This window comes from Pontibacter sp. MBLB2868 (genome assembly GCF_051904785.1).
Lineage (GTDB): Bacteria > Bacteroidota > Bacteroidia > Cytophagales > Hymenobacteraceae > Pontibacter.
Map to the genome: position 1 here is coordinate 631,575 of NZ_CP196710.1, position 20,187 is coordinate 651,761.

The window sequence follows — 20,187 nt, forward strand, 5'->3', positions numbered from 1 at the left end:
GTGGGCGCTGCGGCATTTGGTGCTTAACGGAAAACTAACTTATATCACTGTTATTGATCGTGCATATTCTTTAAGATCAGAGTCGCCCGGGTGTAAGTCTGTAACCAGGTAATGGATGGAGTGAAGGTCACATACTTTCATATTCTGGTCAGAGCCCAATTTCTCCGCAATGCTCATGATAGCCGTTCTTTTGGAGGAACGGATCATGGCTTTCTTTACCTGTACTACTTCCCAATCAGAATCAGTGAGGCCGTCTTCTACGGAGAGGCTGTTAGTGCCAAGGATACAAAGGTCAACCTTAATTTCGTTTAGCTGGTTCACGACTTGAGCCCCGGAAATAATGTGGGAGCTTTTTGATAACTGGCCACCTAAAAGTATAACATTCAGATTAGCGCGTTCGGCTAGTTCCAGTGCAACCAAGGGGCTAACCGTAAAGAAAGTACTTCTTAAGCTATCCGGTATCATGCGGGCCACTTCGATCATGGTGGTACCACCACCAACCAGCACTGTCATGCCATCCTGCAGCATACCAATTACTTTACCTGCAATCTCCTTCTTCGCTTCCTTGGCATATACTTCTATCTGCTGAAAAGGATAATGAAATGATTTGGATAAAGCTCCTCCATGTACTTTAAGTATCTTACCACTCTCTGCCAGTTCGTTCAAATCCCTGCGAACAGTATCTTCCGATACATTCAACTTTACACTAAGGTCCGAGGAAAGTACTTTATTGTGCAGGTTGATCTGCTTTATGATAAAAGCCTGCCGTTCTTCTTTTAGCATTCTATGGTTCTCAAAAGGTAAGATTCAAATATAAGATAAATTCTATTAATAAGGTAGATACATTGATTCTACGAAAGGTAAAATTTGTAAAGACGTTGTATAGAACTTTAAAAGTATGTCTGCTTTCTGGCCATTTCTGAAACAGGTTGTAAAGCAGGCTTACTTGAATGGTGTAGCATCAGGTTAAAATGCGATGCTATACTTTCACATAGATTTTTTTCCTATCCATCCAGAAGCCGATCAGCCACATCACGAGCATGTACGACAGGGCAAACGCCAATGAGGCAGTTTTACCTTCAGACCAGCTCAGGAAGAAATGCTCATAGATCCACTTCTGCAAACTCACATCACCTACCTGGATAAAGCTCAGCGTTTTAATCAAAAGCGTAGCCAGTGCAAAGATGAAAAGCGGGTTTTTGCCGAATGCCTCAAAGAAATAGGTCCACTTCACGTAGCCTGCAATTTCAATGATGAGAATAAGAGAAGCCAGAATGATCAGACTAAGCCCGACAGAGTGCAATACATAAGAGCTGGTCCACAAGGGTTTGTTGATCGGGAAACTCATGTCCCACACCAGGGCAATACACACCAATACTGCACCCGCCACACTTAGCTTTAGCACAGAGTTAAAGTTGTTGCCATTTTTCTGAATGAACATACCGGCAAAGTAACCTGCTATCACATTAACCACGGCTGGCAGGGTGCTCAACAATCCCTCCGGGTCGAATGGGATGCCAAAGCCTTTGTATAGGTTTGCTTCAGGTATAAACAAGCTATCGAACCTCAAAGCTGCATTGCCTTCTAAGCTGTAAGGGTCTGTAGGATAACCAAAGAAGTACATAACGGCCCAGTAACCCAATAAGGTAATGATACTGAAAGCCAAGGCACCTTTATATTTTAAATAGTGCACAACCAGGGAGGCAATAAAATAACAGAGGGCGATGCGCTGCAGCACACCCATGATGCGCACAGCGGTAAAATCCTTCAACACAATTTGACCTTCTTCACGGGTAACAAAAGGAAACAGGTGCAGGAAGAATCCGATCAGGAAGATCAGGGCAGTGCGTGTCAATACTTTCTTTAAAAAGGCACTGTCAGGCTTGTTTTCGAACTTACGCATGCTGAAGCTCATGGCATTACCTACCACAAACAGAAAGGAAGGAAAGACCAGGTCAGTGATGGTAAAACCGTGCCAGGCAGCATGTCTGAATGGGGCGTATATGTTCCCCCAACTACCGGGGTTGTTCACCACAACCATCAAAGCGATGGTTAATCCTCTCAAAACATCCAGCGAAAGGTAGCGTCCGGAGGCGCTGGTTCTGAGCAGCCCGGTATCAGCTGTGTCGTGTACTACGGTTAGCTTGTTCATTGTTAGTGATAGATGATAAAAGGTGGAAAAGGATCATAGCTTTATAACGTACTAATAGCAATTGGGGAAAAAAGAACCCGCTCCTGATAGCAGGAGCGGGTTCTTTTTTATTATTGAGCGGATGTAGTAGTACTGCCGGCCTTGCTTTTCTGCATGGCCTGGTATACCACCTCCAGCACATTGGTGCGGGTATTTAGTTGGCTCAGTTTCGGGTTCTCCCTTGTCGGGTTCACGCGGTTAGACAGGAAAACGTAGACCAGGTTGTTCACCGGGTCGATCCAGGTGTAAGTGCCCGTGAAGCCCGAATGGCCGAAACTCTCTGCAGGTGCGCTTGGCGCTGCATTACTGTTCTGCGCCCCCGGCTTGGCGGGCCTGTCAAAGCCCAGGGCACGGTAGTTACCCTCCGGGCAGAATTGGCACTTGCTGAAAGTGCTCACCGTATTGCCGGCAATATAGGTTCTGCCGGCGTAGGTGCCGTCCTGCAGGTAAAGCTGCATCAGCTTGGCTAGGTCGTTAGCCGTACCAAACAAACCAGCGTGTCCGCTGATGCCACCCAGCATGGCTGCTCCCTCGTCGTGCACTGTGCCGTGCAGCAGTTGCTTACGGAAATGTGGCTCGTACTCCGTTGGCACGATACGGGAGAGTGGGTAATGCTGGTAAGGGTTAAACGTGAGCGTTGAAGCGCCGATTGGCTGGTAGATATTCTCCTTCAGGTAAGATTCAAATTCCTTGCCTGTAATCTGCTCAACTACTTTAGGGGCAAGGATGAAGGAGAGGTCGCTGTACACGTAGCCCGGCTTTTCGTTTAGCGGGGACTCAATAATCTGCTTGTAGATCTTATCAGCATACTTCCGGTGGATGTACAGGTTATCGGCTACCTTGATCGGGAATCTTTTTGAAGGCTCGTGCTTAAAGGTGCGCCACTTGAATTTCCCGTTCTTATTCACTGTCTCTTTCCAGAAAGGAATCCAGGCTTTTAAACCTGACTGGTGCGTGAGTATATCCCGGTAATTCAGGTTTTCTTTGTTGGAGCCCTGCAGCATGGGCAGGTAAGAACCAATTGTTCTGTTCTCATCAAAACGGCCTTCGCCTTTCAACTTCATAAAAGCAGCCAGCGAAGTACTGATCTTGGTCACAGAGGCTAAATCGTAAAGGTCAGTATTTTGCACCGGGGTCTGGTTATCATAAGTGTGGTAGCCGAAGGCTTTCTGGTAGATCACCTTGCCGTCTTTTGCTACCAAAACCTGCGCGCCGGGTGTGGCTTTTTCTGCAATGGCCTGCGCTACCAGAGAGTCAATGCCGGCCAGATCCTGCGTCTTCAGGCCTACTGCTTCCGGCATGGTGTAGGCTAGTCTTAGTCCTCCCTGCGTTGTTAATCCATCACCTTGGCGGAATGCATTGGAAACGGTAACAGGCAACTTACCTGTGGCTCCAAGACCTCCGAAGATAATCTGTGCCGCCACATCCTGCGCTGTTGCATTTTCCTGGTAGGCTGTCAGAACTGCATCTGCTTTGTCTATACTTTCAAACTTTGCCAGGCTGTACACATTCCCGAATACACTCACAATAGTTGGCTTGGAGCGGATCAGGTCCTTGAGGAACAGGTTCATTTCAGCAGTAATTCCGAAGTTGCTGCTGCCTGCTTTCAGGTTGAGCCTATGCACCCCTGCAATAACAAGGTTGTACTGCTGTAGCTTCTCCTTCATTTGCTGCAGCTCCTCAATAGAACTGTTCGGTGACAGGAAGAAGGTATCCACCTTAGTATAGCGGGCAAGGCCGCGCTGGAAATCCGTTTCTTTGTTAGTGCCAATGGCCAGGGCAGCTACTCGTAGCGTATCCAGCGTTTTGATCGGTAGGATATTCTGTTTGTTGCGCAGCAGCGTCAGCGAAGCCTCCGTAAGCTGACGGTTCAGGTATTGTGCGTGCGGGTTGTTTAAGTCGGCGATCAGGTGCTCCGTCTCGATAGGTTGCCACTTGTCCAGTTCCATCCACTGCTTGGCGGCCAGTACCTTGCGGCAGCGTGCGTCTACCTCTTCCTGTGTGATCTCACCGTTAGCAATGGCTTTTTTCACTTCAGCAATGGTGGTTTTTACGTCCATGGTATTCAGCAGCACGTCGTTTCCTGCTAAAAGGGCTTTCACGTCCACGATGCCCGGAGGGTAAAACTTAGCCACACCCTGCATGTTCAGGGCATCGGTAAAGACAATTCCTTTGTAGTTCAGCTCCTTTTTCAGAAGGTCACTCACGATCTTTTTAGAAAGGGTAGAGGCCTGGTTCACTGTATTGTCCAGCACCGGGATGTTCATATGCGCTACCATCACGCTTCCCAAACCGTTGTTCATCAGCTCACGGAACGGGTAAAGTTCTGTAGAGTCTAACCGGATCCGGGAGAAGTTGATCACGGGCAGTCCCACATGCGAGTCCACATCAGTATCGCCGTGACCCGGGAAATGCTTCGCGCTTGCCAGTACGTGCTCATCCTGCATACCCTTCATGTACGCGATGGATTTACGGGCAACATTATACTTGTTCTCCCCGAATGAGCGGAAGCCGATCACCGGGTTGTTGGCGTTGTTGTTGATGTCTACTACCGGGGCAAAATTTACATTGATGCCCATGCGCTTGCACTGGCGGGCGATCTCTTTACCCATCTCATAGATTAGCTCTTCGTTATCAATGCCGCCCATCGACATCTGGTAAGGGAAACGGACAGTAGAATCGAGACGCATACTCAGGCCCCACTCGCCATCCAGGGATATCATGAGCGGCACCTTGCTCTCCTGCTGATAGCGGTTGGTCATCTTCGCCTGCCTTACCGGGCCTCCCTGGAAGAAGATCAGGCCACCCACTTTATAGGTGTTAATGATGTTGCTGATCGAGTCGATGTGCGCCTGGTCTTTGTTCGAGTACACCGGGATCATGATCAGCTGCGCGATACGCTCTTCCGGCGTCAGGGACTTCATCACTGAGTCTACCCAGTGTGAGTTATAGTTTGAGAGGAAAGCGGGATCCCTGGCTAGATCAAAGGTAGGAGCAATTGTCTTTGTTGAGACAGCTTTGCGGCGTTTTGAGCTTTTTTTCTGGGCCTGTAGTTGGTTCAGTCCTAAAACAAGCATTAAAATGAGCGACAGAGAAAAAGAGAAATATTTTTTCAAGGCTTCTGAGATTATTTAAAGGTTGATATACTGCAATATAAGATAATTTAGATTGTTTGTATTTTTATTTGCGGTATTTTTTTTAATTCCGGCAAATAAAGGCAATATTAACGGCGCAGAGAGGTGGCTCACTGTTTTTGGCGGCTGCTATCAGAAGTGAATCGGCAAACATCAGATGCTACAGCTATGCCATTAGCTATTCTGTGGGAGTAGGAGTGAGAAAGTGGGAAACTGCACCATTGCTAACTAATAATCTATTGGTAATGAGTTAGCGATGGTGCATAGCCCTTCTTAAATTAAAAGGGAATTAGCCAGCTGGGGGTGCTGGAAACTTGGATAACAGTATAGGTTGTAAAAATAGAGGCAGAGGCATTCACGCGGTAGAGGTTAAGCCAGACATGTAACTTCAGCCCCTATTTATGTGCCTCCTCTATGGCAAAGGCAAGGGGATAGTAGCCCCTCTGATTATGAAATTTTGATCTGCCGGAACTGTAGTTTGATGCTAATATTTTTACTGTGCCTTTTCCTTTGCCGCAATAATTGGCGGGAAAGGTCCATATTTATGCTGCTCCTCGCTAAAAGAATCTGTATAAGGGCCAAAAGGGTGATCGTAAGGTTTTTTGGAAATATCCGGCCAGTCTTTGCTCAGGTCTTTCTTCGGACGCGGTTGCGAGTTAACAAAAGCAGCCAGATCCCAAGCCTCCTCATCAGTCAGTTGTGGGTGGTCGTAGGTGACGCCTAGAGGCATGTTAGCTTTTACATACTTTGCAAAATTTGAAATGCGGTATAAGCCGGCGCCATCATTATAACTGTTTTTACCCCACAGCGGCGGATACACAAATTCCGGACTTCCTTCCGATTTCAAACCTTGTCCATCGGTGCCGTGGCATACCTGGCACTTTTGTGCATACAAGGGCTTTCCTTTTTCAGGGCTAGCAGGGCGGTCAAGATACTCAATATCAATTAGGCCTGAGCCTTTTGGCGTTTCACCTTTCTTAACATCCTTACCCAACCACTGTATATAGGCCACCATTGCTTGCATCTCTTTCGTGTCCACATCAAGGGGCTTCCCGTTCAGGCTTCGTTGAAAACATCCGTTTATACGCCCTGCTACATCCACTACAGTTCCGGACCTTGGTCTGAACTTTGGATAGGTAGTTGACATGCGCGAATAATTATTGCCGAAGGTCTTTGTCCCCGCGTCGAGGTGGCAGTTCTGGCAGTTCATGCCGTTGGAGATTTGTAAAACGCTGCCTTCCGGGCCCAGGTATTTAGCCGTATGGGCAACCAGTTCGCGGCCATACCTGATTTCATCGCCCTCTGGTGTGGCAGGCAGAGAGGCTATGTCAGGGGCATGCCACATATCGTCTGCAGGGGCATCGGTTGGAGCTGTAGTGCTAGGGGCAGATGCCGTGGTAGTCGATTCCTGTTCGGTTTGTGCCAGTTCAGGCATTTTAGTTACTATAGTCGGGTTTACCGTGAACAAAACGGTCAGCCCGATCAACAGGACGATCATAACAATAATTAAGGCGACGACACGTGTCAGTTTGATCAACACATTTCCAAAGTCCTGGTCTTTATTGGATTTCATAGAAGTATAGCTAGTTTATTTTGGCAAACTAAAGGTAACAGAAACTGCAGGCCTGGTAAGTGATAATAGTCACACAAGCGATTTAAAGGGAAGATATGTGGACTGTTTCTATATAGAATGAACTGTGTTTAGCGCAATGCCTGGTGGTACATTTATGGATGGCTGTTTTTCCCTATTCTGATATTCTGCAGGCCAAACCAAGATGATATTTTCTTTTTTTTCTTCTTGTGACATTTCTCACAGACATAGGCATTTTTATTCAGGAACTTTGTAAAAGTTAAGTGGCCGCTTTCAGAACATCGAAGCCGCTTTATTTGACCATTTCTTTTTAGAAGAAATTACTTATAAACATTCATGCCAAGTAAGACAACCAGGTTCCGAAAGCTTCTTTTGCTTTGGATATTCTTTTTTACGAGTATAAAAGCATTGTTGGCAGAAACACCGCAGTCCCTGATTACAACTATAACTACTAGTCAGGCAGAGCCATTTCGTCTACCGCAAATCGGGGAGCCTAACTATAGCTTGCAGGATACTTTAATTAGCCATGCTGTTGCAGACACAGCTGAGAGTCCCTCGGTTAAAACGTTTTTAAACCAGGGACATTTTGAGGGCCATGTGCGCAACTATTTTATGGCAACTTTTAACCACGACGAGCTACCGGATTACCACGCATTGGCCATAGGTACCGGCCTTAGTTATGTGTCGGCAAAGCTGCATGGGTTTCAGTTTGGTGTAGGCGGATTGGCTATTATAGACCTTTGGTCTAATAATCTGGGTCGTGACCCTGAAACGAATTTGGGCAGCCGCTACGAAATCGGAAATTTTGATCAGCTGGATCCTGATAATAAAGGAGAAATTGGAAGCCTGGAAATACTGTTTGCGCGCTATTACTATAAAAAGGCAACTGCAACGCTGGGACGGCAGAAAATAATCACCCCGTTTATAAATCCGCAGGACGGACGCATGCGGCCCACGCTGGTTAATGCGTTCTGGCTAGAGTCGAAAGATTTCAAAAACCTGACCCTGCAGGGAGGCTGGATTTATGGGATGGGGCCGCGCTCTACCGCCGATTGGTTTAGTGTGGAGGAAAGTATAGGTCCTGCGCCTGTTGGAAGAAATACGGACGGCACCCCGGCCCAGTACAAGGGTAATCTGAGCAGCAAAGGCATAGCAGTGGGAGGTTTGACTTACCAGCCACAGCCATCTGTTACAGCCAGCTTGTGGCATTATTATGCCGATAACCTGTTTAACCTAACCTCGGGTCAGGCAGACTTTGTTTTGCCAACAGGCCCAAACCGGAAGAGCAAAATTATACTTGGCCTGCAGGCCACTTACCAGCAGGCATCCGGCAACGGTGGCAATCCCGATCCTCAAAAAAGCTATATCGATACAGACTCTAAAAACTGGATACTCAGCAGCAGGGTAGGGTATAAATCGGGCAAGGTTCAGACTACTTTAAACGCTACACAGATGCTTGGGGATGGCAGGTTTCTTTTTCCGAGGGAGTGGGGAATAGAGCCTTTTTATACGTTTATGCCTAGAGAGCGCCTGGAAGGTTCGGCGGGCAGTAAGGCAATAGCTTTGCTCACAGATATACAATTAAACAAGAGTTGGAAAGCCAGAATAGGTTATGGGCTAACGAATATGCCGGATGTAAAAGATGTTGCCCGAAATAAGTATGGAATGCCTTCTTACTCCCAGCTGCAGCTTATGAGTATTTATACTTTTAAAGGCACCCTGGAAGGGATGAACCTACAGGCATTATACATTTACAAGGGTAACAGGGGCAACACTTACAACACACCCGGCTTTGAAGTTAACAAAGTAGATATGTCGCACATCAGCCTCATCATGAACTACCATTTTAACTAAGAACAGCAGCGTATGTGCTTTGAGTGGCATCAACAGAATCTGCGACAGATGCAAACTCAAGCAACAGAAAGCGTAAATTCAAGGTCTGTAGGTCAGGAGCAACAAAGTTCATGAGTTTAGCATTTAGCATGTGGCCGGCATTTTACTCGTCATTCGTTCGCTTATCCGGTATAACTGTGTCCTGTTGTTGTGTCAGCAAGTTTTATGTGTCTTCACTTCCTATCATGTTCACTTTTATTGTTCTGCCAATTAAAGCTGAAATGATGGCGCTTGCTTACTGAATTTACAGTACTTAGTTCTTGGATAAAAAAAGAGGAGGCGTTTAAAATTCTAATCTCCGCCTCCTCCTTAATTTTATTTCTTGACCATGCTTTTCAGGAACTCCCGAACCTCCTCAGTATCATATTCAGCCATGCCTTCCTGCTTGGCCACGATCTTGCCTTCCGGCGAAATGATGAATGTAGTAGGGATGGCATTTGAATAAAACTCCTGTGGAAGCTGCCCTGCAGGCATGTAAACCGGAAAAGTGAAGTCTTTTTTATCAATAAACTTCTTCACCTTATCCACACCGCCCTCATCAACTGACAGCATTACAAAAGCGATCTTGTCTGAACCAACTTTTTCATACAGTTTATGAATGTTAGGCATCTCAGCCACGCATGGAGGGCACCAGGTGGCCCAGATGTTCATAAAGATCACTTTTCCTTTCAGGCTTTCAAAGTTCACTGTCTTGCCATCGAGTGTCGTCATTTTAAAGCCTTTGCCTACCATCTCCGTTGTGCCTGGAACTTCAGGCGCAGCAGTAGTTTTGGAAACAGTTGCTGCTGGCTCAGGCACTTGAGCATTTTTAACTCCAGTAGCCAGCAAAATACGCTGTACTTGCCCTATAGCTTCGGAGTGCAGCCCGGTTAAGTATAAAACTCCGAAAATGGCCAGTGTTATAGCCCAGCCCGGTATATTTTTAAGGGAAAATTTATTCTTAGTCATTTTAATTGCTATTGATTTTTGGTTACAACATTCCTGATTTTCTCCTTTTTTGAAAGAGAATAAACGGTACACACAGACAGGATTGGAAAGATCAATCCTTCTGATTTGAGAGTGTATTTCTTAAGAATATTGTGGTGGGTCTGGCTCCACCTCAAGATCGGGAGAGAGAAGTTTGTCGGCAGCAGGCAGCTTATTGGTTTGAAGTACCTGCAGCGCATACAGCAGATGCTGCTGCAATGGCGTAATTATCGCGTAGAACTGCTGGCTGCAGTCTATTGCTACTCTGCCTGCATGAGGTTGTTCAGAGTGTGTCTGGTGCTTCAGGCATCCTTTACGGCAAGTGCGTTTTACAAATCGTTTAGAGGCACATGCTTTCTGAATTACATCCTGCTCCGTACCAGTCATGTTATCCATGCTACTGCCTTTTTTAGGCAGCATGAACAACAGTAATATCATACTTAAAAATAAAAGCAGGTATTTTTTCATTGGATTTTTATAAAAAGGCAGGCTGAACAAACTTACCTTTTTGCCTGTCTGTACTGTAACTTAAAATTAGTAAGTTCAGTTTCGCATTCCAGGTATTGTAAAGCTACAAAATCAGGTGCTTTGCTGCAAACCTGTATACTATTGCCGGCTATGCCACAGTTGCTTTTTGGTGTAGTACATCCGTATTCAGGTACTACTCCGGCACCTACCACATACCCAAAGTCCTGCTAGAATCAGAAACAAGCAGTTTTCAGCACGTTAGTGTCGGAGACTGGTCTATTACCACCTTCCACATTTACCACATTATCATGGCCACTTGCATAGTACAGGAACAAATCAACCCTAAAACACCATTAAAATGAGCGGCAGAGCAAAAGAGTAGCATTTTATCAAAGCCTCTGAAATTATTTAAAGGTTGATATACTGCAGTATAAGGTAATTCAGATAGTTTGTATTTTTATTTGCGGTATTTTTTTTAATTCCGGCAAATAAAGGCAATATTAACGGCACAGAGAGGTGGTTTTCTGTTTTTGGCGGCTGCTATCAAAGGTGATCCGGCAAACATCAGGTGCTACAGCTATGTCATTAGCTATTCTGTTTACTTCTGTCTATTTTAGACTTATATCTTTTAAGATCTGAATATCATATAAAATGCTGAACCGAATGCCGCGTTCTTTTTCCTTCCTCTGCTGCTCATTACTTGCAGTTGCCATTATTTCTTCTTGTTCTGTGAACCCTTATGCAGCAACAAACAAATCGTATAAGAAACAGGCAAAGGCTTATGCCCGCACGCTTTCCGAAGTGCCGCAGGAGAATCAGGAGGGGGTAACTTACCCACAGGGCGATTATTGGGTTGGGGCTACCAATTTTAATATGCGTAAGCCGAATTTTGTGATCATCCACCACACAGCTCAAAATTCAACGGAACACACCCTGAAGACCTTCACTACGCCGGCAACCAGTGTGAGTGCACATTATGTGATTGGCCGCGACGGAAAAGTGTACCACATGCTGAACGATTACCTGCGTGCCTGGCACGCGGGAGTGGGCAAGTGGGGAAACAACACCGATATTAACTCCTCATCTATTGGGATTGAACTGGATAATAATGGCGCAGAGCCCTTCTCGGAGGAGCAAGTGAATAGCTTACTGGGTGTGCTGGCGATGCTAAAAAAGAAGTATGACATTCCAACTGCTAATTTTATAGGTCATTCAGACATTGCACCAACACGCAAAAATGACCCGAATCCTGCCTTTCCCTGGCGGAAAATGGCTGAGAACGGATATGGATTGTGGTATGATCAGAATGTATTGGATAGTGTGATGGTGGCGAAGACCTATCCGGTAACTGACTCAACAATTCTTAAGAGTGGCATTCAGGATAGCTTAGTCGTGTTTGAGCAAGTGCCACTTCATCCTGTGCCTGAATATTTCAATCCGGAAGAGGCGCTCCGGATCATTGGGTATGACACGCGCAATTTGAATGCTGCTATCAAAGCATTTAAGCTGCATTTTATTCAGGAGAATGTAAACGCTATTTTAACTGAGAATGATAAACGAATACTGTATAACCTTTACAAAAAGTATCTGTAAGGGATAATCTACAGTTAACGCATAAACTGAAACCACGCGATGACCTTAAGCCGAAAAATAGCTGCTGTGCTACGCATAAGCCTGTACGCCTGCCTCTCACTATTTCTTATTTCGGCCTGTAGCACTGCCAGCCATACCGGAAAAAGCACTACAGTTGCAGAAGTACCTTATGGCCCTGACGTGATAAAACAACGGGTACTGGAAGTGGAGCAGAAGCGGAAGGATTTTGTAGGCTTTGCACTTTACGATCCTGAGCTGGGGCAGATGGTGGTGGAGCACAACGCCGATAAGTATTTTGTGCCAGCTTCCAATACCAAACTTTTCTCTTTCTATGCCAGCCAGCAAATGCTCGGGGATTCTATACCAGCCCTGAAGTATGCCGTGCACGGCGACTCGCTGTTTTTCTGGGGTACCGGCGATCCGACTTTCACGCACATGGATGTGAAGAACACCATTGCGTACGACTTCCTGAAAAACCGGCCTGAGAACTTATACTACATTGAGGCTCCCATGAGCAGCACTCCTTTTGCCGTTAACTGGGGCTGGGACGACTACAATTATTATTACCAGCCGGAACGCAGCATTTTCCCCATTCACGGCAACATCGTGAAGTTTGTGGGCAAAGGTGATTCTTCGCTAAGTATAACTCCTGCTTATTTCAAACAATTTGTAAAGACAGACACGACTGCCAGTTCTCAGCAAGAAGCTTTTGTACGGGAGTGGCGGAAAAATCAATTCACATACTACCCTAAATATGCGAAAGATGACTATTCGGTAGAGGTTCCTTTTATAACTTCTCCTGAATTAACGGCGGAGCTGTTGGCAGATACCCTGAAGAGGCCGGTAAAGCTGGTAAAACGCACGCTTCCAAAAGATGCTGCTATACTTTATGGCCTGCCGGCTGACACAGTTTTCAAGCGCATGTTGCAGGTGAGTGATAACCTGTTGGCTGAGCAATTAATGGCAATGAGTTCCGGTACGTTTTCAGACACAGTAGCTGTGGAGCGTGCCATAAAGTATATACTGGGTGCGCAGTTAGCTGATCTTCCCGATGCGCCGGTTTGGGTAGATGGCTCGGGGTTATCGACCAAGAACATGTTCACGCCCCGTACTATAATAGCGATACTGCAAAAGCTTCAGCAGGAAAGACCCAAAGAGAAGCTTTTTCCTTTGCTGGCAGCAGGTGGCAGACCCGGTACATTCCGTAACATCTATAAAGCAGATGTGCCCTTTGTGTTCGGTAAGTCGGGCACCTTATCGCATGTCCATAACCAAAGCGGCTATATAATTACAAAAAGTGGTAAAGTGCTGCTTTTTAGCTTTATGAATAACAACTTTGATGCATCGTCTTCTGAAATTCGTAACGATATGGTGCGGATCATGACAGAAGTACATGAAAAATACTAACGCAAACGACAAACAAACAATCCTATGTTAAAGCTAACCATCCGTTCATTTGACCTGCCACTGAAGCATACTTTCACTATCTCTTACGACTCCCGTGATGTGCAGCCTACCCTGATCGTTGAGTTGCAGCACGATGGACACAAAGGCTACGGTGAAGCTACCAGTAATCCATACTATGGCTTCACGATAGAAAGTATGACGGAGGCTCTGGAAAATATCCGTGAGGAAATTGAGAATTCTGAACTGACCAGTCCGGAGGAGTTTTGGGCCAGGATGAAGCCTTTGCTAAAGGATAACCCCTTTGCGCTTTGCGCACTCGACCTGGCTGCCAACGACCTGTACGGTAAAATGAAAGGCCAGCCACTCTATAAAATATGGGGCCTGGAAGCGAACAACATGCCACTGACAGATTACACCATTGGTATTGACACCATCGAGAATATGGTGAAAAAACTGAAGGAAACGCCATGGCCACTGTACAAGATCAAACTAGGTACGCCTGATGATGTGGCTATTGTGAGAGAGCTGCGGAAGCATACCGATGCTGTGTTCAGAGTAGATGCCAACTGTGCCTGGGGTGTGGAAGAAACCATCGAGAATTCTCGTCAGCTAAAGCCACTGGGGGTTGAGTTTATCGAACAGCCAATGCGGGCAGACGACATGGAGGGGATGAAAGAAGTTTATAAGCGATCTGAGTTGCCACTTATAGCTGATGAAAGCTGCATAACAGAGGAGGATGTAGCTAAGTGTCACGGACACTTCCATGGCGTGAATATTAAGTTGGTTAAATGTGGCGGATTAACTCCTGCCCGAAGGATGATTGCAGAAGCCAAGAGCCTTGGCATGAAAGTAATGATAGGCTGCATGACGGAGTCAAGCATTGGTATATCTGCCATCGCGCAGCTGTTGCCGCTACTGGACTATGTGGATATGGATGGTGCCTTGCTGCTAAGCAAAGACATCGCCACTGGTGTTACCATAGACTATGGTAAAGTAGAATACAGTGATGTGAATGGTACGGGAGCCACGCTGATAGCCTGATCTTTGGATACAGACCAGATACATACCGATGAACTGCCGGGCCGCACCGTAATGGTAAATGGGGAGGAGCACCTGTTCTTCAGTGGCACCTCCTATTTAGGCATACCGCATAACCCGGAGTTCAGAGGGTTTTTGGTGGAGGGAATGGAGCGCTATGGTACAAATTACTCCAGTTCCCGCAATTCGAACCTGCGCCTGAAGGTGTTTGATGAGGCAGAAGCTTACCTCGCCAACTGGACAGGTGCCGAAGCGGCACTTACCATGTCGTCGGGGTATATGGCCGGGCAGATCGTGGTGCAGGCGTTGACTGGCAGCGGGCATTTTGTGTATGCTCCCGGTGCGCACCCTGCTTTATGGCGCAGTGAGGTTGATACAACAGACGCAAAGCAGGATTTTGATGCATGGGTGAACCAACTGCTGCAGCACGTTGCCGGTATACCTGCTCAGCATATCATTATCGTATGCAATTCTCTGGATCCGCTGCAAGCCCGTGATCATTCTTTTAGCTGGGTAGCCTCTTTGCCTGAAAATAAGCAGTACACCCTGATCATAGATGACTCTCACGGTTTTGGCATAACAGGGGAGTCGGGGGCTGGGTGTTACAGGCAGGTGAAACAGTATGCACTAGACCTGCATCTGATCGTGCTGGGGTCATTGGGTAAAGCGCTTGGAGTTCCGGCAGGAGTTATACTTTCCGATGCACAAACAATTGAGCAGCTGAAGCGGAGCACATACTTTGGAGGGGCTTCTCCAGCTATACCTGCTTACCTCTACGCTTTTCTGCAGTGCCAAAAAGCATTCTCAGATGCCCGTGAGAAATTACTTTTTAACATAGACTATTTTAAGGAGCGCCTGGAGCAGCCGGGGCTGTTTCGCTCTTTTGCAAACTATCCGGTGCTGAATACCTCCAGCCATGAATTGTGTCCTTTTTTACTGCGGCACAAGATCATGATCTCCAGTTTCCGGTATCCGACTCCTGCTGATGATCCGATAACCCGTGTGGTGCTAAACAGCCTTCACACGCCAGAAGACTTAGAGCGCCTGGCGAACCATATCAACCAGCTTAAAGTTGTACCTAATAGAGTGTAGAGCTATCTTCTTATCTAGAATAGAATAATGAAAAAGAACCCATTTGTGCTGATGCTGTTGCTGTTGGTGTCCTGCGTTGGCAGCAAAACAACCACTGCACCTGCTTCAGAAGTTTCTCCTTTACAAAGTTATGTAGACGCAACCCGTCAACAGTATGCCCCGGACAAGCGCGTGGCGCTGTTTAAGGTAGAGCCTCATGGTAATGTGCTTCGTGGCGAAACAAACATGCCAAAGGCCAAAACTGATCTGCTGGCGCGCTTACAGGCTGCCAATATCACCTACATTGATAGCATTCAGGTGCTGCCCGAGGCAGAACTGGAGGGAAAGCGCAATGCGGTGATAAGTATTTCAGTGGCAAATATTCGATCAGAACCGAAGCACTCGGCAGAACTGGCTACGCAAGCCACCATGGGAACACCGGTTAAAGTATGGAAGAAACAGGATGGATGGTACCTGGTGCAGACTCCGGATAAATACATTGCATGGGTAGATTATGGCGGTATTACGCTGATGGGAGATCGTGCTTTTGCTGATTGGCAGAAAGGCAAAAAGCTGTTGTACACACATCCTTACGGCTTTGCTTATGCTACTCCGGATGCGAAAGGAACTACGGTGTCTGACCTGGTTTATGGCGATGTTGTGCTGTTAAAAGAGCAGGTAAAAGGATTTTATAAAGTGGAGTTCCCGGATGGCCGCAGCGCCTATATTGCTGACAACGAAGCTGCAGATTATAATACATGGGCTGCCAGTCGCCAGCCTTCCGGCGAAAACCTGGTGCAGGCAAGCAAAGGCCTTTTAGGCTTTCCTTACCTGTGGGGAGGTACTTCTGTGAAAGGTATGGACTGCAGCGGTTTTACCAAAACGGTATACTTTATGAATGGACTGGTACTTCCGCGGGACGCCTCGCAGCAGGTACATGTCGGGGAATTAGTAGATACCTCTAAAGGCTGGGATAACATGAAACCAGGTGATCTGCTGTTCTTCGGGGTGCCTGCGAAAGATGGGAAGCCGGAGCGTGTCGTTCATGTGGGTATGTGGATAGGAGGTGATCAGGAATTCATACATTCCGCAGGAAAGGTTCGCATTAACAGCATGAATCCAAAGGCTGCCAACTATGATGAGTATGAGTTGAATCGTTTTTTAAGAGCCAAACGCGTTGCCCCCGATACTACCCTGCTCGATCTGAGAGAGGTATCGCTCTATGAGTAGAGGGTACTAATAATTAGCTAATTCTTTCATCCCGAACATACATGATGTGCAGGTCGTTTTTGATTTGCGTTCAGGTTTGTTCGGGATTGTTTTTTATTGCTACAGGAGGAATTAGCAAGACCTTATTACAGCCCTTTTTTATCCGATTAGCTACTTTATAATCCTTAGTGACCCTAATTTCTCGACGCTAACAAAGATGTTATTCTGTAAAATTTAAACTCATTAAAGAGTAGTTCTATAAAATTTTTATAAAAGTATTTGGAGTTGAAAAATTATTTTGTGTATTTCATCCAAACATTGTAAGCATCGCGGATGAGTTCATTATTGGCTCCAGAGAGTAAGCAACTGGAAAAGCTGAACCAGGTAGAGAGGAAGAAGCACCTGCAGAAGATCAGGATCATTAAGCACCTCTATGTAAAAGGTGCTAAATCAAATGCTGAGATATGTAACCGCTTCAATATCAGTTCGCCTACTTCTATGGGTATACTAAATGAGCTGATGCACGAGGGGCTTGTTGAAAAGCAGGGCAGAGGTGAATCAGTAGGAGGAAGGAAGCCGGACTTATATGGTTTGCGGGACAATTCACTGTTTGTGCTGAGCATCGATATGGAGAAGTTCCATACCCGCATCGCCATCTTCGATAATAACAATAACAATATCACCGGAATACACACTGTTCCGATCCGTGTGTCGAGAAACCTGAGTGCCGTTCAGGAGCTTTATGAACATGCAAACAGCCTGATCCTGACTTCAGGTATTGACCCCGATAAACTGATGGGCATTGGCGTCAGCATGCCTGGCCTGGTATCTTCAAAGGATGGCAACAACTATACTTACCTGTTAACGGGGCAACATGAAAGATCGCTGCAGGAGCTCCTGGAGATGAAATTTAACAAGCCTGTCTATATCCAGAACGACGTGAAGAGCGTGACGCTGGCCGAACACCGTTTTGGTGCAGCTCATGGCAAACGAGATGTGCTGGTACTTTCAATGGACTGGGGAATTGGCCTCGGGGCGATCATGGACGGTAAGATGCGCATCGGAACGTCTGGCTTCGCGGGTGAATTTGGGCATATACCTTTTGTAGAGGATGGCCTTTTGTGCCATTGCGGGAAAAGAGGCTGCCTGGAAACAGTGGCTTCAGGTCTTGCCCTGGCAAGAAAGGCAAAAGAAGGCATACGATCAGGGCAGTATACTTTGCTGAATGAACTATCGAAAGAGGAAGTAGATACACTGGACCCACAGGCAGTGATTGAAGCTGCGAATAATGGTGATCAGTTTGCTATAAATCTACTTTCTGAAATAGGCATAAATCTGGGTAAAGGTATTGCTACACTGATACAGCTTTTTAACCCGGAGCTGATTATACTAGGTGGTAAGATAGCCGCCGCAAAACAATACATCACCACGCCAATCCAACAATCCATTAATACCTATTGCATGACGCAACTCCGGGAAAAAACAGGCATCGCCTTGTCGGAACTGGGGCCGCATGCGGGCATTATGGGTTCTGTGGCAACGGTTATGGAGAACATTTTTGAGAATCATATTGCATCAACAAAATCATAAATAAAACTTACTGCATTACATTACTATGGCTCGATTAAACCTTCTGGAAGAGACTCGTTTTGAAAAGCTTCCTACCACCATTTATCCTGATCAGCGAGTTGCATCAGTAAAAGTTGCACAGCGTATTGCCAACCTGATCAAGAGCAAGCAGCAGCAGAACAAAATGGCTGTGCTCGGCCTCGCTACCGGTGCTACGCCGGTACGGGTATACGCGGAGCTGGTGCGCTTGCACCGTGAGGAAGGATTAAGCTTCAGAAATGTGATCACCTTTAACCTGGACGAGTACTACCCGATGCAGCCTACGGCGGCACAGAGTTACGTCACGTTCATGAACGAGAACCTGTTCGACCACATTGATATAAAGCCGGAGAATGTGCATATTCCGGATGGTACCCTGCCACTGGAAGAGATACACGAGTACTGCCTGGAGTATGAGCGCAAGATCGAGGCTTTAGGCGGACTCGACCTGCAGATTCTTGGTATTGGTCGTACCGGTCACATTGGTTTTAACGAACCGGGTTCTGCCCCAAACTCAGGTACACGCCTGGTAACGCTGGATGACCTTACCCGTCGTGATGCTTCACGCGATTTTGGTGGTAAGGAGAACGTGCCACGCAAGGCTATTACCATGGGTATTGGTACTATCTTTAAAGCACGCGAAATTATCCTGATGGCCTGGAGCGGTAAAAAAGCCCCGATCATCAAAAAAGCAGTGGAAGGCGAAATGTCAAGTGACGTGCCAGCAACCTACCTGCAGCTTTCAGATAACGTGGAGTTTGTGTTGGATATGGACGCTGCTGCAGAACTTACCCGTTTTAACACGCCATGGCTGGTAAAAGACTGCATTTGGGACGAGGCACTGATAAAGAAAGCGGTTATCTGGCTGTCTAAAACGGTGCAGAAGCCAATTCTGAAGCTAACTGATGAAGATTATAACAACAATGGTATGGCACAGCTGGCAACAGAGAAAGGGCCGGCTTACAACATTAACATTGATATCTTTAATAAACTGCAGCATACCATTACAGGTTGGCCTGGAGGAAAGCCGGGAGCAAGCGATAAAGAACGACCTGAGCGTGCAGAACCAGCACAGAAGCGTGTGGTTATTTTCTCACCTCACCCCGATGATGATGTGATCTCGATGGGTGGTACGTTCATACGTTTGGTTGACCAGGGGCACGATGTGCACGTGGCTTACCAGACATCCGGTAACACAGCAGTTTGGGATGATGACGTGCTGCGCTACATGGAGTTCGCCATCGATTTTAACAAGAGTATCGGGGAAGACAGTGAGAAGCTGGAGTCTATATATTCAGATATGCGTTCCTTTATACAGGAGAAGCAGCCAAACCAGGTAGATACGCAGGAGATACGCGATGTGAAGGCCTTCATCCGTAAGAGTGAGGCTTTTGCAGGTGCACGTTATGCAGGCTTGTCAGATGATCATATTCACTTTATGGCACTGCCTTTCTACGAGACAGGTAAGACAGTTAAGAAGCCGATCACAGACATTGACGTGGAGCTAACAATGGAACTGTTACGCAAAGTTAAGCCACATCAGGTTTTTGCCGCCGGCGACTTTGCAGATCCGCATGGCACGCATATTGTTTGTTTCAGAATAGTGGAGGAGGCCCTGAGAAGGCTTCAGAAAACAGATGAATGGGCCAAAGATTGCTGGTTGTGGATGTACCGCGGTGCATGGCACGAATTTGGAACGCATGAAATCGAGATGGCCGTGCCATTGTCGCCACAGGAGGTAATGCGTAAGCGTTATGCTATCTACAAGCACCAGTCGCAGAAAGACAGACCGGTATTCCCGGGTGATGACGAGCGTGAATTCTGGATCAGAGCAGAAGAAAGAACCCGCGAAACTGCTAAACATTACGATGACCTGGGCTTAGCGGAATACGAAGCCATGGAAGCTTTTGTGCGCTGGAAATTTTAGGTTTAGGTGGTAGCCTCCTCACGGTTTGAGGAGGCTACCTGGCCTTTATAATTCTGAAAAAGGAACACAGCTATACTGTCTGCATAAAAGT

Annotated in this window: 14 protein-coding genes; 8 read left to right on the top strand and 6 right to left on the bottom strand. The window is 46.6% G+C overall.

Going from position 1 to position 20,187, the window contains the following annotated elements; translation table 11 throughout:
* Positions 1-39: 39 nt before the first annotated feature.
* The 4 genes from ACSX1A_RS02750 to ACSX1A_RS02765 form a co-directional block, all read right to left on the bottom strand.
* Entirely contained in the window at positions 40-783 is a 744-nt protein-coding gene (locus ACSX1A_RS02750; RefSeq protein WP_439882082.1) for a DeoR/GlpR family DNA-binding transcription regulator, read from the bottom strand.
* 196 nt (positions 784-979) lie between these two features.
* Complete coding sequence (locus ACSX1A_RS02755) at positions 980-2,152, bottom strand: acyltransferase family protein (RefSeq protein WP_439882083.1); 1,173 nt, start codon at positions 2,150-2,152, stop codon at positions 980-982.
* Positions 2,153-2,262: 110 nt separating this feature from the next.
* Positions 2,263-5,307, bottom strand: a complete 3,045-nt coding sequence (locus ACSX1A_RS02760) for a glycoside hydrolase family 3 N-terminal domain-containing protein (protein WP_439882084.1) — start codon at positions 5,305-5,307, stop codon at positions 2,263-2,265.
* Between the two features lie 511 nt (positions 5,308-5,818).
* Positions 5,819-6,898: a c-type cytochrome gene (locus ACSX1A_RS02765; protein WP_439882085.1), complete on the bottom strand. Its 1,080-nt coding sequence runs from the start codon at positions 6,896-6,898 to the stop codon at positions 5,819-5,821.
* Positions 6,899-7,252: 354 nt separating this feature from the next.
* Between ACSX1A_RS02765 and ACSX1A_RS02770 the strand changes: the two genes are divergently transcribed.
* Entirely contained in the window at positions 7,253-8,770 is a 1,518-nt protein-coding gene (locus ACSX1A_RS02770) for an OprD family outer membrane porin (RefSeq protein WP_439882086.1), read from the top strand.
* A gap of 354 nt (positions 8,771-9,124) precedes the next feature.
* Here the strand turns inward: ACSX1A_RS02770 and ACSX1A_RS02775 are convergent, their stop codons facing one another.
* Complete coding sequence (locus ACSX1A_RS02775; protein ID WP_439882087.1) at positions 9,125-9,757, bottom strand: TlpA disulfide reductase family protein; 633 nt, start codon at positions 9,755-9,757, stop codon at positions 9,125-9,127.
* Positions 9,758-9,877: 120 nt separating this feature from the next.
* Positions 9,878-10,213: a hypothetical protein gene (locus ACSX1A_RS02780; protein ID WP_439882088.1), complete on the bottom strand. Its 336-nt coding sequence runs from the start codon at positions 10,211-10,213 to the stop codon at positions 9,878-9,880.
* 693 nt (positions 10,214-10,906) lie between these two features.
* Here ACSX1A_RS02780 and ACSX1A_RS02785 point away from each other — a divergent pair.
* From ACSX1A_RS02785 to nagB, 7 genes are all read left to right on the top strand, one after another.
* Complete coding sequence (locus ACSX1A_RS02785) at positions 10,907-11,836, top strand: N-acetylmuramoyl-L-alanine amidase (protein ID WP_439882089.1); 930 nt, start codon at positions 10,907-10,909, stop codon at positions 11,834-11,836.
* 39 nt (positions 11,837-11,875) lie between these two features.
* Positions 11,876-13,243, top strand: coding sequence for a D-alanyl-D-alanine carboxypeptidase (locus ACSX1A_RS02790; protein ID WP_439882090.1), 1,368 nt, complete (start codon positions 11,876-11,878; stop codon positions 13,241-13,243).
* A gap of 24 nt (positions 13,244-13,267) precedes the next feature.
* Positions 13,268-14,284, top strand: coding sequence for a dipeptide epimerase (locus tag ACSX1A_RS02795; protein ID WP_439882091.1), 1,017 nt, complete (start codon positions 13,268-13,270; stop codon positions 14,282-14,284).
* A 3-nt stretch (positions 14,285-14,287) separates the two neighbouring features.
* On the top strand, positions 14,288-15,373 hold the full coding sequence (locus tag ACSX1A_RS02800; RefSeq protein WP_439882092.1) for an aminotransferase class I/II-fold pyridoxal phosphate-dependent enzyme: 1,086 nt from the start codon (positions 14,288-14,290) through the stop codon (positions 15,371-15,373).
* Positions 15,374-15,400: 27 nt separating this feature from the next.
* Positions 15,401-16,582 (top strand): C40 family peptidase, encoded by a 1,182-nt coding sequence (locus tag ACSX1A_RS02805; protein WP_439882093.1) that lies wholly within the window; start codon positions 15,401-15,403, stop codon positions 16,580-16,582.
* Positions 16,583-16,894: 312 nt separating this feature from the next.
* The gene (locus ACSX1A_RS02810) at positions 16,895-18,151 is read left to right on the top strand and encodes an ROK family transcriptional regulator (protein ID WP_439882094.1); all 1,257 of its coding nucleotides are present in this window, start codon (positions 16,895-16,897) and stop codon (positions 18,149-18,151) included.
* A 25-nt stretch (positions 18,152-18,176) separates the two neighbouring features.
* Positions 18,177-20,096, top strand: a complete 1,920-nt coding sequence (gene nagB / locus ACSX1A_RS02815; RefSeq protein ID WP_439882095.1) for a glucosamine-6-phosphate deaminase — start codon at positions 18,177-18,179, stop codon at positions 20,094-20,096.
* Positions 20,097-20,187: the final 91 nt, after the last annotated feature.